Annotated in this window: 10 protein-coding genes and 1 pseudogene; 1 reads left to right on the forward strand and 10 read right to left on the reverse strand. The window is 35.0% G+C overall.

The annotated features are described in order from the left end of the window. Nucleotides 1-583 (reverse strand): transposase (locus CHB81_RS25875; protein WP_141130466.1); only part of this gene is annotated, 583 nt, incomplete at its 3' end. A gap of 326 nt (nucleotides 584-909) precedes the next feature. Between CHB81_RS25875 and CHB81_RS27250 the strand changes: the two are divergent. Beyond that, a pseudogene (locus tag CHB81_RS27250) lies at nucleotides 910-1,194 on the forward strand (FAD-dependent oxidoreductase); the annotation flags it as partial. A gap of 100 nt (nucleotides 1,195-1,294) precedes the next feature. Here the strand turns inward: CHB81_RS27250 and CHB81_RS25885 are convergent. The 9 genes from CHB81_RS25885 to CHB81_RS25925 form a co-directional block, all read right to left on the reverse strand. Then, nucleotides 1,295-2,299, reverse strand: a complete 1,005-nt coding sequence (locus tag CHB81_RS25885; RefSeq protein ID WP_089354708.1) for an isoaspartyl peptidase/L-asparaginase family protein — start codon at nucleotides 2,297-2,299, stop codon at nucleotides 1,295-1,297. Nucleotides 2,300-2,480: 181 nt separating this feature from the next. After that, entirely contained in the window at nucleotides 2,481-3,383 is a 903-nt protein-coding gene (locus CHB81_RS25890) for an ROK family protein (RefSeq protein WP_254921278.1), read from the reverse strand. A gap of 178 nt (nucleotides 3,384-3,561) precedes the next feature. Next, nucleotides 3,562-5,022 carry a glycoside hydrolase family 125 protein gene (locus tag CHB81_RS25895; protein ID WP_089354722.1) on the reverse strand — a complete coding sequence of 487 codons (1,461 nt, stop codon included), beginning with the start codon at nucleotides 5,020-5,022 and terminating at the stop codon, nucleotides 3,562-3,564. Between the two features lie 4 nt (nucleotides 5,023-5,026). After that, entirely contained in the window at nucleotides 5,027-7,312 is a 2,286-nt protein-coding gene (locus CHB81_RS25900) for a GH92 family glycosyl hydrolase (protein WP_089354710.1), read from the reverse strand. Nucleotides 7,313-7,510: 198 nt separating this feature from the next. After that, complete coding sequence (locus CHB81_RS25905) at nucleotides 7,511-9,775, reverse strand: GH92 family glycosyl hydrolase (protein WP_089354723.1); 2,265 nt, start codon at nucleotides 9,773-9,775, stop codon at nucleotides 7,511-7,513. A 186-nt stretch (nucleotides 9,776-9,961) separates the two neighbouring features. Continuing rightward, nucleotides 9,962-11,950, reverse strand: coding sequence for a glycoside hydrolase family 2 protein (locus CHB81_RS25910; RefSeq protein ID WP_176427581.1), 1,989 nt, complete (start codon nucleotides 11,948-11,950; stop codon nucleotides 9,962-9,964). A 448-nt stretch (nucleotides 11,951-12,398) separates the two neighbouring features. Further along, nucleotides 12,399-13,913 (reverse strand): SusD/RagB family nutrient-binding outer membrane lipoprotein, encoded by a 1,515-nt coding sequence (locus tag CHB81_RS25915; RefSeq protein ID WP_089354711.1) that lies wholly within the window; start codon nucleotides 13,911-13,913, stop codon nucleotides 12,399-12,401. A 15-nt stretch (nucleotides 13,914-13,928) separates the two neighbouring features. Then, nucleotides 13,929-17,018 (reverse strand): SusC/RagA family TonB-linked outer membrane protein, encoded by a 3,090-nt coding sequence (locus CHB81_RS25920; RefSeq protein WP_254921279.1) that lies wholly within the window; start codon nucleotides 17,016-17,018, stop codon nucleotides 13,929-13,931. A 301-nt stretch (nucleotides 17,019-17,319) separates the two neighbouring features. Then, nucleotides 17,320-18,330, reverse strand: a complete 1,011-nt coding sequence (locus tag CHB81_RS25925; RefSeq protein WP_089354713.1) for a LacI family DNA-binding transcriptional regulator — start codon at nucleotides 18,328-18,330, stop codon at nucleotides 17,320-17,322. Nucleotides 18,331-18,334 lie beyond the last annotated feature (4 nt).

Genomic DNA, 18,334 nt, shown 5'->3' on the forward strand with positions numbered 1-18,334 from the left:
GAGTTATTGATCTCGGATCTAAAACATTTACTATTGGATTATCAACTTTTTCAATTTCCAATAATCCTGAGTCATTAACATAATTACATGCACTAGAATAGATATATTCTGAAGCTTTTGCAACCAATCCGGCTCTCACAGGATTCAAATGTATGTAATGCAACTTAGACCACATAAATTCTGTTGAATAAATTTCTTCCGCATGATTGCCATATTGCCAAAATTGATATTCTTTATTTCTCTGATGAATTTGCGCTGCCAATTTAAAACGTTCCAAAATCCATTCTCGTCTGCTTTCTGGACTATTTTGAATTTTTTCTAAAATATTCTTCGCCATAAACTTTTTAAAATCTCTTATCAAATCTGATAATTTCCCATCTTCAGATTGTACAATCATATGAATATGATTACTCATAATTACATAACCGTACAAAATCATTCCTTTATTTTTAATACAATAATCTAAGCTTTCAATTACAATGTCTCTATAAGTCTGACGCGTAAAAACATCTATCCAGTCGACAACTGTGGGCGTAATAAAATGTGGTAAAGTTTGATCCCGAATTACATATCCTTCTTTCATTATATTCTTTTAAATTCAAAAATAGATGATTTATCTTACTTATTAAGTCATTTAGAACAATAAGTAAAAAGTCAGGAGACTTTTAGTAGGTTTACGATTTATAAGAACACAAAAAAAGTGCAAAGTCTAGATGAACTGCCCCCAAAAAGTTAGACACTATTTGGGGGCAGTTCAGAGACATTTGCGCAGCTTTTTATAAGGAACTCTTTGAAGAGCAGGATTCATGTTTTATATTCTTTTTCGATGCTCTTTGTGTCACACGAAAGGATTCGTGCGAGAGCGGGGCAACTTCTTCTTTTATTCCCGGACCAACAAGAAAAATAACATTAGATATACCTTGGAAAACCAATCGCCCTTTGCCTATAACTCTTATTGGAGATGCTGCACACATAATGCCTCCTTTTGCAGGTCAGGGTGCAAATACAGGGTTAAAAGATGCCCTGATTTTATCTGAAAATCTAACAAACGGAAAATTTGAAACTCTGGAATCTGCTATAAGTGACTATGAAAAACAAATGTTTGTTTATACCAAAGAAGCACAACTTGAAACCAGCAAGAATGAAATAAAAATGCTCGATGCCAATTTTTCTTTTCAGATATTCTATCAATAAGAGAATACTGCCGGTTTTTAAACTAAAAAATGCGCAAAGTCTGGGACTATTGCGCATTAAAAAACAATTAACCCTCGACAGAGTTAACTAAAAAAAATCTTTATTTCAGGAAATAATCGGCGTCGATTAATTTATTTCCTGTATCATCATAAACTGCATAATTAAAACCACCCTGAATGCAATAAGAACCGTATTCTCCTGCTTTGTTCAAGGCTATAAATCCTACCTGAATATCTTTTAAATCTTTGTTTCTGTTCTTGGTTAATTTCACAATTCTTGCAACGGCTTCTTCACAAGCTTGTTGAGGCGATTTGCCTTGTCGCATTAATTCTACAACCAAATGGCAACCCGAAATTCTGATTACTTCTTCACCGTGACCTGTTGCAGTAGCCGCGCCAATTTCATTATCAACATATAAACCTGCTCCTATAATTGGGGAATCTCCCACACGTCCGTGCATCTTAAAAGCCATTCCACTTGTCGTGCATGCTCCCGAAAGATTTCCGTTAGCATCCAAAGCAATCATTCCAATGGTATCGTGGTTTTCGATATTGGCAATTGGTTTGTATTTACTGTCTTTCAGCCATTCTTTCCACTCTTTTTCGGACTCTTCCGTTAATAGATTTTCTTTTTTGAAACCTTGTGACAATGCAAATTGCAAAGCTCCATCACCAACCAACATTACGTGAGGTGTTTTTTCCATTACCGCTCTCGCAACTGATATGGGATGTTTTATATATTCTAAACAAGCAACAGAGCCTATATTGGCGTTTTCATCCATAATACAAGCATCTAATGTTACTCGACCATCTCGATCCGGACGTCCGCCATAACCAACACTTCTTTCTTTTGGATCACCTTCGGGAATTTTAACTCCGGCTTCAACAGCATCAAGAGCACTTCCACTCTTTTTTAAAACTTCCCATGCAGCTTCATTTGCAGGAATTCCAAATCGCCATGTCGAAAGTACAATTGGCTTTTTTCCTTTTTTAGAAACTACTATTTTTTCTTCTTCAGATGCTTCTGAATTAAAAGATTGCAATGCTACAGCGACTGAAGCTATTGCTGCTGTTTTTATAAAATTTCTGCGGTTTGAATTTGTCATATTAAAATATTTTTAAACCATATAAGTTATCTAAGATCATTTAAGCCACCTGTTTTTAGCTTCTCAAAATTAAATCATATAAGTATTATTTAGAACATTTCCAGTTATTTATAGCTAACTAAAAAATTAAAACCAAGTTATCAAAAATTCTTTTTACATGAACTTATATGTTTTAAATAATTTAAGCTGTATAAAGCAAACTTGTAGCCCCTAATAAAGCTGCGATTTCATTATCTGTAGAAATTGAAACCTCTACATTGCTTCCTGCTTCTTTTATTTTTTTGTTGAAAACAGACAAGAAAAACTCACTTGCATTTGCAATTTTTCCTCCAATAATAAAACTATCGACAGAGAATTTCTCTAACCACGGAATCACAATTGCTGCTAAATCCTCACCCATTTTTTCAAATACTTTTATTGCCATTTCATCTTCGGCTTTAGCCAAATTAAAAAGCTCTAATCCGTTGTTTAATTTTTTTCCGCTTAAAGCGAAATAACCTTCTATAAGTCCTCGTGCCGAAACATAATCTTCTGCAATTCCTTCTTTGTATGGAAGATCATATATTTCCCCGTCTTTTGGTACCAAATCTCCAGTACTAATCGATTCTCCTTTATCTATAAAACAAGCGCCAAGTCCTGTACCAAGTGTAATTGCCATTACTTTTTTAGAAAGGTTTTTGGCATCTTTAAAAACTTCGCCTTTGCCAAAACAAACCGCATCATTTTCGAAAAGAATCGGAAAATCATTTGAAAGCTTCAATTTATGCTGAAACAAATCCCGAACATTTAATCCGTAAAAATGCTCGTATTTAGATTGTCCTTTTATCCAGCAAACTCCATTGGTATAATCAAACGGCCCTGGCATACAAACTGCCAAACCTGTTGTATTATCAACCTTAGAATTTTTGATAGAAATCCTGATTACTTTTTCCCAAATAGTCATAACCTCTTCCACCGGCAAATTAGAATCAAAAGACTCTTTATGCAATGAAAAGTCAATCACTTTCATCTCTATTATATCTATAATCGCTGCGGTGATATGTGTTCCTCCAATATCCAATCCAACGGCATATTCTTTATTCATTCTTTTATATTTAGAATCTATTTTGAACCATTAAGGATTAAGTTTTTTTCACCATTAAGAAATTAAGGTTATTAAGTATTGTACCTTAATTTTTCTTAATCTCTTAATGGTAAATATTTTCTCGATTCTAAAAAAACTTAATTTTTCTTAATCTCTTACTGGTTTAATATTTTTTAGTTTAAATGTTTTTGTCTTTTAAAATTTGAGGATAATGAATGCTGGTATGAACAATCATTTCTCCAAATAAGGTATTTGCCCAAGCAAACCATTTTCTTGTAAACTTAGTCACATCATCTTTATGAAATGACTCGTGCATAAATCCGGTATCGGCATTTGTTTTGATCAAATTGCTAATACAATGTTTTATTTCATTTTCATCAACACTTGTAATGGCTCTCAAAACAATACTCATTGGCCAGATCGTATCTGCTCCGGTATGTGGTCCTCCTACACCTTCGCCTGCTTTTCCTTTATAGAAAAACGGATTATTTTCTGAAAGCACGACTTTTCTGGTATTCAAATATAATGGGCTGTCCGGCTCAATCGCGCCTAAATATGGTAATGATAATAACGATGGAACATTGGCGTCATCCATCATGTGGAAACTTCCGTAACCGTTTACTTCAAAAGCAATGATTTTTCCGAATTTTGGATGCTCAATGATTCCGTTTTCTTCTAATCCTTTCTGAACTTGTCCTTGTAATTCTTTGGCTTTAGCGACTAAATTATCATCTTTTAATGCTGGTAAAGAGAAAATTTCCTGAAGATATCCTAGCACTTCGATCGCAAACATATTACTCGGAATTAAATATCCAAACAATGTACTGTCATCACTTGGTCTGAAAGTCGAAACGATTAATCCGCATGGTTTTACAGGATATCCGTAACCGCTTAATGGCACGCCATCTGTAGCCCAAGCTGTTACTCTCTGGAAATTATAAGGTCCTTTATCCGTCCAGCGTTGTTGCTCTTTGAACGTTTGTAAAACCAAAAGCATGGCTTCTTTCCACTTGCTGTCGAACAAACTAATATCTCCGGTTTCTTTCCAATATCCGTGTGCCAGTCTTATTGGGTAACACAAACTATCGATTTCCCATTTGCGCTCGTGGATTCCGGGCTGCATTTTGGTCATATCGTTTTTCCATTCGCTTACCTGATTAAAATCTTTATAAAAAGCATTTGCATAAGGATCTAATAAAATACATTTGGTCTGACGATTGATTACACCTTTTACCAATTCGGCAAGTTTCTTATCTTCTTTTACAAACGGAATATAAGGCCAAATTTGCGCTGTACTATCACGCAACCACATCGCATCGATATCTCCTGTAATGACATAAGTGTCCGGTTTTCCGTCGATGATTTCAAAATCTACGGTTGTATCTAATGTATTAGGAAAACAGTTTTCGAATAACCACGCCAATTCCGGATTTGCGATTTGTTTTTTGATTCTAACAATTGCAGCTTCAACGGCTTTACTTGTAAATTTTCTTTCGGCTAATGGTGGTCTTTTGGTAATAAAATCTTTTAGCGCAAAATTGAAAGCATCAGATTGCATTCCGAAAACATCCGTTTGAAGTGCCAATAATCCTGCTGAAAAAATTCCTGTGTTTTTTATAAATTTTCTACGTGATTGCATAGTATTATTTTGAAGTTGAATAAGAATATGGATAGGCACTTGCCGAAGTTCCTCTTTGTAAATTAGGTTTACTGCTCATGTCAAAGTTTAATTCGCCACCTTTTAACACATCAAAATGATTGATATAATTTTTAGTGTGAGTTGCATTATTCCATTTTAAATCCTGAACATATTTGTTGGTTTCTGAATTATTTGGTGCATTTATAACAAGCTCTTTTCCGTTTTCTAATTGTAATGTAAGTTTCTTAAATAATGGCGCTCCAAGAACATATTCGTCTGTTCCGGGACAAACCGGATAGAATCCCATTGCTGAGAAAATATACCAAGCTGAGGTTTGTCCGTTATCCTCGTCTCCGCAATATCCATCAGGTGTTGGTTTGTACAAACGGTTCATTACTTCTCTTGACCAATATTGTGTTTTCCAAGGTTCGCCTGCATAATTGTACAAATAAATCATGTGCTGAATTGGCTGATTTCCATGTGCATATTGCCCCATATTCATGATTTGCATTTCACGGATTTCATGAATAACTGATCCGTAATAACTATCATCAAAAACTGGCGGAGTTGAAAAAACAGCATCTAATTTTGCAGTGAAATTTTTCTCTCCGCCCATTAAATCAATTAAACCATTTATGTCATGAAAAACGCTCCAGCTGTAGTGCCATGCATTTCCTTCGGTAAAAGCATCTCCCCATTTAAACGGATTGAAATTCTTCGGAAAACTTCCGTCTTTGTTTCTACCGCTCATTAAACCAATTTCAGGATTATAAAGTTTTTTATAATTCATCATTCGTTTTTCAAATAAACTGATTTCTTTCTTCGGACGGTTTAAGGCTTTCGCTAATTTCCAAATTGCAAAATCATCATACGCATATTCTAATGTTCTGGCCGCATTTTCGTTGATTTTTACATCATACGGAACATATCCTAAAGTGTTGTAATACTCTACTCCTTTTCTTCCCACAGCTTCTAACGGACCTTCGTTATTAGCGCCGTGTAATAAGGCTTCGTATAATTTATTAATGTCATAACCACGCAATCCCTTCATATAAGCATCAGAAACGACAGATGCCGAATTATTCCCAACCATTACATCTCTAAATCCCGGGCTTGACCATTCCGGCAAGAAACCACCTTCTTTATAATCGTTGATTAATCCTTCTTGCATTTCTTTGTTTATAGAAGGATAAACTAAATTTAGCATAGGATATAAGGCACGGAAAGTATCCCAAAATCCTGTTCCTGCAAACATATAACCCGGCAAAACATTCCCTGTATATGGACTGTAATGCACTGTTTCTCCTTTTGCGTTTATTTCATATTGTTTCTGCGGAAAACAAACTGTTCTGTACAAACAAGAGTAAAATGTTTTTAATTGTTCATCACTTCCACCTTCAGCAGTTAATTTTCTCAGAACGTTATTCCATTCTTGTTTGGATTGCGCCACAGTTTCATTAAACGAAGCTATTCCTAATTCGCTCTTCAAATTCAATTCGGCTTGTTCCGGACTGATAAATGATGAAGCAACTTTTACGTTTACGATTTCTCCTTTTTTAGTTTTAAAACCAACTACTGCACCAACATGATTGTCTGTTAATTCTAGTTTGTCTTTTTCTAAAACTTTATCATGCCAAGTATAATTTGTTGCAAATGGTTTATCAAATTGCAATACAAAATAGTTCTTGAAATTTTGCGGAACTCCACCACTATTTCGGGTTGTGTAACCAATAATTTTATTTTCTGAAGGAATTATTTTGATATATGAACCTTTATCAAAAGCATCAATTACAATTGAAGATTGTTCGTTTTCCGGAAATGTAATCTGAAAATGTGCAGCCCTTTCTGTAGTTGTAATTTCTGTCGTAACATCATAATCAGCAAGATATACACTGTAATAATACGGTTTAGAAATCTCAGCTTTATGACTAAACCAACTTCCTCTTTCGTCTTCTGCAAAAGTCAATTTTCCGGTTACCGGCATAATCGAAAACTGTCCGTAATCGTTCATCCACGGCGATGGCTGATGCGTTTGTTTAAATCCTCTAATTTTATCTGCGTTGTAAATATATGCCCAACCGTCACCCATTTTTCCGGTTTGTGGCGTCCAGAAATTCATTCCCCAAGGTCTGCAAATTGCCGGATAGGTATTTCCGTTTGAAAGACTGTGCAAAGATTGTGTTCCCATTAATGGATTCACATATTCTACCGGATCTAAAGTTTTGACTTGTGCATTTACGAAAACGCAACATTGCATTATCCCTAAAAAAATTAAACTCTTTATTTTCATATCTGTCTTGTTATCCTAACAGGTTTTTAAAACCTGTTAGGTATTTATTGTAAAATGTGAATTGTCGACTTGCAAAACTTTGACAAAGCTTACGTAAAACTTAAATTATACCTAACAGGTTTTAAAAACCTGTTAGGAGACTAAGCGTCCCAACTTCTTAAATCTAATCCCGATAGCTATCGGGACTAAAATCTAAAATTAAATAGGTCTGTCTTCTTTTTTTACTCCAAAAGTTGTCGATGGTTTACTTCCCATAAACAATTTTAATTCTCCTCCTTTTACAATCATATCATGCGTGATGTATGATTTTGTATATGGTTTTCCGTTGTATTCTGCTTTTTGGATATAGATATTTGTTTTGCTATTATCGATTGCATTCAATGTAAATGAAATTCCTTCTTTATGATGAATTGTCGCTGTATTTACTAACGGACTTCCTAAAACGTAAATTCCGTTTGCCGGATTAACCGAATAGAATCCCATTGAAGAGAAAACATACCAAGCCGACATTTGTCCTAAATCTTCGTTTCCGCATAATCCGTCTGGTTTTGTCGAATAGAATTTATCATCGATTTCACGGATTAATTTTGCGGTTTTCCAAGTTTGTCCTGCGTAGGCATAAAGATATGGAATATGGTGATTTGGCTCATTTCCTTGTGCATATTGCCCAATTAATCCACTGATGTCCGGTGAAATTTCTTCTCCTTCTACTTTGTCTGTAATTAAGAAAAGAGAATCTAATTTGGCTAGGAATTTATCTTCGCTTCCAAATAATTCGATTAAGCCATAAGGATCCTGAGGAACCAACCAAGTATATTGCCATGCGTTTCCTTCTACATAATCGTCTTTACGATGCGCTGATGAAAGTGGGTTGAATGGTGTTCTCCAATTTCCATCGGTCAATTTTCCTCTCATGAAAGTGGTTTCTTTATCGAAATACAGTTTGTATAAATTGGCTCTTTTCGTGAAATAATTATAATCATCTGTTTTGCCTAAAGATTTTGCCATTTGAGCTACGCAATAATCATCGATCGCGTATTCTAAGGCATTTCCAACAGATTCTAACATTTTATCAGCAGGAATATATTCTAATTTCTGAACATAATCCATTCCGTCGCGGGTTTGCATCGCAGTTTTTTTGATGGCTTCATACGCCAATGCTGTATCGTAATCTCTGTAACCTTTCATGTACGCATCTACAATAACAGCAATCGAGTGATTTCCGTTCATGGTATTAGTTTCATTGCCCATTAAATGCCAAACCGGTAATCGTCCTTGTTGTTCATAAATCGCCAAAAATGATTTTACAATATCATTGATTTTATCCGGATGTGTGATCGTGTATAAAGGATGTAATCCGCGGTAAGTATCCCAAAGTGAAAAAGTAGTGTAGTTTGTGAACTTCGCTTTTTCATAAACTTTTTTGTCTGTTCCTCTGTAATCTCCGTTTACGTCGTTGAAGATTGAAGGTGCAAACATGGTGTGATACATCGCAGTATAAAAAACTTTCATGGTTTTATCGTCTGCTTTGATCTGAATTTTATCTAATTCTTTGTTCCATTTTGAAGTCGCTTCTTTTGCTACAGCATTAAAATCCCAACCCGGAATCTCGGCTTTGATATTCGCAGCTGCGTTTTCATAACTTACCGGAGAAATCCCCACTTTTACTAAGACTTGTTTGTTTTTTAAGGTTTTAAAATCCAAAACAGCTTTCATTCGTACTGCTTCTCCTTCGTTTCCTGAAACTGCAGTTGTATTATCATATAAAGCTATATTTGAAATTGGCTCAGAAAATTCCATTGTAAAGAAAATACGCTGATCTGCAGCCCAACCCGTAGAATATCTATATCCTACAAGAGTCGTTTCATTGATTTTTTTGATGAATGTTTTTACCGGTTTGTCCCAACCAATTCCGTCGGCAAGATCTAGTAAAACGTGATTATCTGTCGCAGCATTAAAAGTATATTTATGAAAACCTACTCTTTCGCTGGCCGTTAATTCGGCTTTGATTTTATATTTATCCAATAAAACACTGTAATATCCTGCTTTGCTTACTTCGTTTTTATGCGAGAAATAAGAACCGTAACCGGTTGTCATATCTTCTTTTGTTCCTTTGGTAAGTGGCACTTTTCCTGAAACAGGAAGTAATAGAATATCGTTTAAATCTCCAATTCCTGTTCCGCTTAAATGCGTGTGCGTGAATCCTAAAATAGTATTACTGGCGTAGTTGTATCCACTGCACCAATCCCAACCTTCAAAAACATTTACGGGCCCTAATTGTACGGCTCCAAACGGAACATTGGCTCCCACAAATACGTGACCGTGACCTGCAGATCCTATAAACGGATTTACGTATTGGGTGTAATCTATATTGGTTTGTTTTGCTTTCTTTTCCTGTGCGATTGCAGGCAAATTAATTAGCATAATTATGGAGAAAACAATGTGCTTGTATTTTGTAATCATTTTATTCATTTTTTATTTTATTTGCGTGATGGCACACGGATTTTTTTTAACCGCAAAGTTCGCAATCCCGATAGCTATCGGGATACGCAAAGGTCGCAAAGTAGACGCCTGCTTGCTGTGCGTCTCTACGAAAAAACCTTTGTCACTTTGTTCCTTTGAACCTATGTCCCTAAAAACCTTAGAAACTTAGTACCTCTTAAGAACATCATATAGAGAATAAATTCTCACTTCTGGTTTTGCAATTTTACCTTCAAATGTAATCGTTCTTTCTTCTCCTGCTTTTAAACTGAAGTAATTATCGCTCCATTTTCCGGTGTATCCTTTTATGGAAACATTGACATATTTTGCATCTTTTAAAGCTTTCAGCGTCAGTTTATTTCCTTTTAATACCCAAGTGATTTTTGGATCTTCGAGTTTTAAACTTATCGGACGTGTTAAATCAATTTCCGGTGTTTTATCATCACGATAGGCTTCTTTCATGGCGTACCAAGCTGCTTTTGGCTGACGATCATAATAATCGGTTACACTCCAACTTGCTACCGGCCAACAATCGTTCAATTGCCAAACTAATGTTCCCATATTATACGGCGCTTTTGAACGGTGAATTCCGATAATATTTTTAAGGGAATAATATTGCAAACATTGTGTCAGATACGTATAATCCTCCACATTCATTTTTTTTATTTTGGTCGAGTCAATGAAATATCGGTTCAAATATGAATCTAATTTAAGGAATCCTTTTCCGGCTTTTTGATGCGCTTGTAAAATATCCGAGTATAAATATCGGTCTTCAGGTTGCGTAAATTTTTCTATAGACGAATAATTGGGCATTGCCTGCATTCCGTATTCACTCACAAAACGTCCTGTTTTATTCTGTACAGCTTCAACATCTTCTAGTCCCCACCAGGTTCCCCAATAATGGCTGTCTCCTTCAGTAAGGCTTTTTGCTCTTGACCAATGAAATGATGGTGATGAACTAATATATGGACGTTTATTATCGACTTCTTTTACCCATTTTGGGATACTATCCTGAAACAAACGAACGTAATCTTTCCATAAACGAATTGAATCCTGCTTTGGCATTTTCATGCTTTTTTGCCATCCCCAATCTTTAAAAGCTTCATCGATTTCATTATTTCCACACCATAAAACAATACTTTTATGATGACGTAAACGCTTTACCTGATATTGAACTTCTTTTTTTACATTGGCAAAAAAAGCATCGTCTCCCGGTACCATTGTTCCGGCAAACATAAAATCCTGCCAAACGTAGATTCCGTTTTTATCGCACAAATCATAGAAATAATCGTCTTCATAAATACCTCCGCCCCAAACGCGAAGCATATTCATGTTGGCATCTTTGGCCATTCCAATTACTTTTTCGTATTCTTTTTTGGTTACTCGGGATAAAAATGCATCTGACGGAATATAATTGGCTCCTTTCATATAAACCGGCTTTCCATCTATTTTAAAATAGAATGTTTTACCAACATTATCCGGTTCTTGTACCAATTCGATTTTGCGATCTAATACATAAGGTTTCTCTGGAGTTTTTTTATCGTAAGCTTCTAATCGTGGTGTTTTCCAGATTCCGCAAGTGGTGAATTTTGGTCCCCAATCCCATCCAAAATGATATTGTGCTTTACGTACATACGCACGTGGATTATCGGGAATTACAAATGGTAAATCTTTTTTGGCAAGTGAATCTACAACATTTTGCGCCGATTTAAATACAATACGTAAATCGTTGTTTCCTGATTTCAAAACCTTTTTTACATCTACACGCCATTGCAGGAACATATTATCGGCTTTAAGAACCAATTGATTGTTTAGATAAACTGTTGCATAAGTGTCTAATCCGTCAAAAACCAGATCTGCGTTTTTCTTTTTTAATGTTTCCGGACTTACCTTAAAAGTGATTTTATATTCCCAATCTTTCTTTTCTATCCATTCTAATTTCTTCTCGTTATCACGATAAAATGGATCTGGAATTGCTTTATTATTCAGTAAATCGGTATGTATTTCTCCAGGAACTGTTGCAGGATTCCATTTTTCAGTTTTTGTTTCCCGATACTGCCAACCCGTTTTTATATCTATATTTTGAGCATTTGCCGCCAATGAAAAACTGGCAATACAAATACCTACAAACCAACAAAAGCTTTTTTTACATTCCATTTTTACTGCGTAATAAATTATTATATCGATCTCAATTTAATCGCCGGCAGTAGGAGAAGGATAATTGTTGTTTCACAATTATTTCCTTCTCTATGAGGTTTTTATCAGGAATAAAAGGTAACTAACAAAATATTCTGAAAATCATTTCCTTTTTACGGCTGCCAAGCTTTAATTAATTATTAATTGTTGATTGTAAATTGTTGATTCTTTTTTAGACTTGAAAAATTAAAAGCAATCAATCATTTATGTTCTTTCGGAAATTATTCCATCTTTTTCAGCAGAAGCGATTTTGTCTTTTGCGAAAAAAAGGGGTTAAAACCTATTGAACTATTTTTTGATATAACTCTTCTAATTTAATGAAAATCAAAATAGAAATTAAAAAATAAGCCGGATAGTACAGGTATTCCTACCCGGCTTAATTCAACTAACTTAACCAAAAATTTAAAAATTATTTATCCCACCAAATTCTGGTTGTCATTAAATCCAACCCTTGACGAGCAATTGCTGCTTTATAATTAGCCTCATTTGTTATCAATTCTGACTGATCATAAATTAATCTTCTTGGTATTGTTCCTTTTGTTTCTCCCGCAGGATCATTTACAGGAACTAAAACCGGATATCCTGTTCTTCTGTATTCTGAGAATGCTTCAAAACCATTGAACAACAATACAATCCATTTTTGAGTTATAATTTGTTCTATTTTTTGAGCCTCAGTTCCAGTAGCTTTAAAAGGATGAGCAGCGATGTAAGTGTTGTATTCTGCAAGTGAAACCGCAGGTACTTTATCTCCAAAAATCACTAAAACTTCCATTGCAGCTCTTACTCCGTCTTCGTAATGTTTTTGTGCTGTTCCTCCAACATTCCAGCCTTTTACAGCCGCTTCTGCCAATATAAACTGAACCTCAGCATAAGACATAATCAAAGTTGGTGCATCTAAACGTAATACCGTAGAAGTATTAGGATCTGAGAATAATTTTTTGTCTCCACCAGGAAATTCTTTTGCATCATTTGCAAGACCTTGTTGGCTCGCTGGATTGTTGTCTCCTGTAGCTTCCAATTTTGCATAGATTCTTAAACGTGGATCGTTATTGTTTTTCAATTGATCAATAAACGTTTTACTGAATTTTGTATTAGCGTCTCCTCCATTTAAGTCATTTCTAACCCAAGATGAAGTAATTGGATTTGTTTTAACTCCTTGTGGTCCTGCATCATGTTTTAAAACAAGACTATCATCATTTGAAGAGAAAACACCTTTAGCCACTGCTTTTTCTACATATTGCTGTGCTTTTGCAGGGTTTACTTTAGACAAACGCATTGCAACTCTCAACATTAATGAGTTTGCCAGTTTTTTCCATTTAGCAACATCACTTTGGTAGTACAAATCGGCGTTACCAACAAATGCTTTATTAGCATCAAGTGCTGTTCCGGCTTCGTCTAATTCTTTTAAAAGGTCATTGTAGATAGCTTCTTGTGTGTCATATTTTGGGGCAAAAACATTTCCGTTGTATCCTTTTCCAGCTTCGAAATAAGGAACTTCACCATAAGTATCTGTCAATTTTTGAAACATGAATACCTTCATGATTCTGCAAGCCTGAATCATATTATTATTTTCAGGCGAATTTTGCACTACAGAAAGTAATTGAAAAATCTGATTCAATCCTTTACCGTATGATTCTCCAAAAAGTGACCCTGAATATTCAGATGAATAGGTATATTTTGAACCTGGTCCTCCTAATGAAGAAAATTGCTGAACAATTTGAGCTGCATAAGCATTGTTTCCTCTTGTATTTGAATAATCTTGTCCGTCTACATAGATTTCAGCAAGCGTAAACATTGATTTTATCGCTGGATCTGTCAACGCATTTGGATTCGTATTCATTTCCTCGAATCCCTTATCGCATGAAGTTAATGTCAGTGCACCAACAATTGCGATACAGAATATTTTGATATATTTATTTTTCATCTCTCAATTTTATTATTAAAATTTGACATTAAGGCTTACACCGTAGTTTCTTGTCAAAGGCATAGACGCTCTTTCAAGTCCTTGTGCATTACTATTAGAATAGTTTGATTCTGGATCGATGTTTGGCACTTTGTCATAAATTGTCCATAAATTATGTGCAGAAAATGCTAAACTGATCGCTTGAAATGGTGTTTTTGACAAAGTCGATTTTGGGAAATTATAGCTAAAAGAAATTGCTCTTAGTTTAACAAAATCAGCATCATATACAAAGTTTGATGTGATATCACTGTAACTTCTCCAGTAATCGTATGCAGAAACAGTTGTGTTAACTGGGTTTCCGTTAACATCTTTACCAGATACCTGAACTCCGCCTTCACGACCCGGAAGTGTTTGCTCTGACAATCCGTAACGAGTTCCTAATTGGTTTGTAGCCGAGTAGATTTCTCCTCCAAATTTAGCATCTACAAAAACTGAAAGTGTGAAGTTTTTATAAGAGAAATCATTTGAAAGTCCCATTGAAGTTGGCGCAACACCTTGTCCTGCAATGATTAAATTTCCTCTCATGAATTTACCATTTGTATCGATTACGATATTTCCTTGTGAATCTCTTAAATAATCATAAGCTTTAATAACTCCAAAAGGCTGTCCTTTTTCTAAAACTACAGATGCTCTTGAATCTCTGTTTCCTTCTAATGATTTGGTTGTAATTTTGTCCGAAAGACTTACTACTTCACTATCATTGTAAGCGAAATTATATCCTACGCTCCAAGAGAAATTTTGAGTTTTTACTGCTTTTACATTCACAGCAAATTCCACCCCTTGATTCAGGATTTCTCCCACATTGATTTTTGTAGTTCTGTAACCTGAAGCCTGAGAAATATCAGCGTCAGCAATATCGTTTGTAGTTCTCTTTTGGTAAAAAGTCAAATCTGTACTCAATCTATTATTGAAAAATGTATTTTCAAAACCAAATTCGATTGTACTTACATTATAAGGTTTCAAATATTTGTTTGGAACCGTTTCTCCATTAACACCCAAAATTGGCTGTCCTTGAGAATCTGTTTGTCCGTCTGGCGAAGTATAAGTCAATGACAAAGCATAAGCGTCCGGCAAAGCTCCTCCTACGTTACCCCAACCTGCTCTTATCTTTCCGTAAGACATCCATTCTGGTAAATCGATGATTTGAGAATAAATGAAACTTGAGCTTACAGATGGATAAAAAGTACTGTTGTTTGATGGATCTAAAGTAGAGAACCAATCTTCACGACCTGTTAAACTTAAGTATAAGAAATCTTTGTAACCTAAATCTGCTGAGTAGAAAAGTGAGTTTACTTCACTTTCAGAAAACAATTTTTCTGTTTTGTCCGGTTGTGTATTTCCATAGAAATATTTGAATGGAACGATAAAGTTGTTTCCTTTCATTTTAATACCGCTGTATCTGTTGTGTTGACGGTTAGCTCCAATGAAAGCATCTAGAGAAAGATTTTTTGCAATATCTCCTTTATATCCTAAAAATGCAGAAGCATTATACTCTGAACGGCCTTCAACTCTGTTTTCATAAGATCCTCCAGGATTGTAGTTGATTCCTGTAGGCTCAATTTCAGTGTATTCATAATTAATATCATCAATACCAATTACACCTTTAGCATAAATTTTCTCGGTAATGTTATAATTTACTTTTGCAGAACCAATAAAACGCTTTCTAAGGTCATCATTTAATGGCGATTCTGTAGCAAAATATGGATTAGTATGGTACGTGTTTGCACCAAAATAATCTGCTTCACCACCATTTTCATCATATGCGTTATTGATCCATCTAATATCTGTTCCCGGAGTCATGAAAGTTGTTGGGAAAGATGGATTTCTAGGAGAATCATTCAAATATGGTCTGTTATGACTTTTCTCTGTAATGTATTGTGCGTTTGTTTCTACACTAATTTTTTTGTTTGGTGCCGAATTCAAACTCAAAGACACGTTATTTCTTGCGAAATTTGTTCCCGGCATAATAGATTCATCTTTAGTGTTTCCGAAAGATAATCTGAAATTAGTAGTTTCATTTCCACCAGAAATTGCTAACGTGTTACTGAAAGAATATCCTGTTCTGTAGAATTTTTCAACGTTATCTTTTCCGTAAGCCTGGTATGGTCTGGTTTTTCCGTCAAGCGAAAGAGAAGGCGTTCCGTCGTATTTATCTCCCCAAGCAAAATAATATGAATCTCTAAGTTCCTGTAAGTCAGAAAATCTTGTTGCAACACCATTTACAGGCGCTCCCGCTCCGTATTGATCTTGCCAGTGCAAAAGACTTGCCGGTGTATTAAAAGTAGAATTTGTATTAAAGTCTACTCCAATTCCAGTTCCGTTTTTACCTTTCTTAGTAGTAATTAAGATAACACCATTTGATCCTCTGTACCCATAAAGAGCAGAAGCGGCACTACCTTTTAATACAGACATAGAAGCAATATCGTCTGGATTGAAAGAAGACATACCATCTCCTTTATCAGCTCCACCCCACATATTTGCATTTCCTTGTTGACTGTTATCAATCGGAATTCCGTCTACAACATACAAAGGCTGGTTAAGTCCTGAAGCCGACGTTGCTCCACGAATTACTACACGGCTCGAACCAGAAGGTCCTGTAACGGGTGCAGAAACATTAACTCCGGCAATTTTTCCCTGAAGGGCATTTCCTAAGTTAATTTCTTTATTTTTCGTCAGGTCGTCGCCTTTGATTTCTCCGACTGCGTAACCTAAACTTTTCTTTTGTTTTTTAACTCCAAATGAAGTTACTACAACATCTTTTAATTCTTGTAAATTTTCTCCTAATACAACCGAAACTCGGTTTTCATTTTCCTGAAGTACTACTGATTTTGAAGCAAAACCTATAGAAGATACATTTAAAGTTACCTTCCCTTCCGGAACATTCATCTTGAATCTACCTTCAGCGTCTGTAACTGCGCTAAATGGTTTTCCCTGAACCTCGATTGATGCAGCAACAATTCCCTTGTTCTCTGCATCTGTAACTATGCCTGTTATTAATCGGTTTTGCGCAACAGTACTTAAACTGCTCAACAATACCATTCCTAACACTGCTAAAATTCGTTTCATAAGCATTTTTTTTGGTTTATTTGTTTTGATTTTTTGTTGGTTTTAACATGATTGTTCAATAATTAGTAATAAAATTTTAACTCAGTTTAATATGGTATCCAGAGATCTCCATCTCTAAATACTATGACTTAATAGCGATGTAAACATTTTTCTAATTTTAAGAAATCGATATAGTAAACAGACCAAAAAAAATAACTGATTGTTACTTTTAATCTTCTAAAAATTACTAAAACGATTTAGTAAAATGGCTAAAAAAAAACGAAAACGTTTCTTTTTTATTTTTAAATATTATCCGTTAAAATCAAACTGATTCCCGGATTATTAATCTGCCTTTTTTAAGGCTTTTTTCAACTTCAAACTTTTCCATATCAGTCATTTGACTCATTAATAACTGTATCGATTTTACTGCAATATCCTCTATAGGCTGCGCAATAACTGTAATTGTTGGTGTATGTAATCTGAAACTATCATGATCATCAAAACTGATAACCGAAATATCTTCAGGAATTCTAATCCCCATCTTCCTAAAAGCCTGAAGACCTGCAAGTCCCATATAATTGGTTAAAAATAAAACGGCGTCAATACCTTTGTTTTTTTCGAAAAAACTCAAAATATTAGCGATCTTACTTTCTTCATTACTTTTATAATCAAGATGAAGAACCAGTGATTCATCATAAATCCCTTCTTCTTTTAAGGCATCGCGATAACCATCTTCTCTTAATTTCATCTGAACCATTTCAGACGTATTATTTACAACTGCAATCTTTTTAGAACCTTTAGTGATCAAAAATTTTGTAGCTGTATTAGAAGCTTCATAGTTATCCATCACAACATGACTCACTCTTTGTCCCGGAAAATATCTATCGACTAATACAACAGGTTTTTTCAACTTTAAAAGAAGATCAATTTTCTCCTCAAGATTCTGTGTTGGTGTAATAATAAATCCATCCACATTAGCTTGCAAAAGACTGTTTATCAATTCTTCAGAACGTTCATTATCTCCACCGGTACTACAATAAAAAACCCGGTAATCAATGCTTTTAGCTTCATCTTCTATAACTCTGGCAAGATCTGCAAAGAACTGATTCGAAATATCCTCAACAATAAGTCCAATCGATCTGGTCTTTCCGGTTCTAAGACTGGTCGCAATCATGCTGGGTCTGTAGTTGAGCTTTTCAGCAACTTCCTGCACTTTTTTAATTACTGCAGGACTGATTCCCATTTTCTCGCCTTTATCATTAATGACAAAAGATACAGTAGATATAGACACTTGCGCCTCTGTGGCAATATCCTTAATAGTAATCTTTTTCATTTAG

This window comes from Flavobacterium sp. ov086 (assembly GCF_900187965.1).
Lineage (GTDB): Bacteria > Bacteroidota > Bacteroidia > Flavobacteriales > Flavobacteriaceae > Flavobacterium.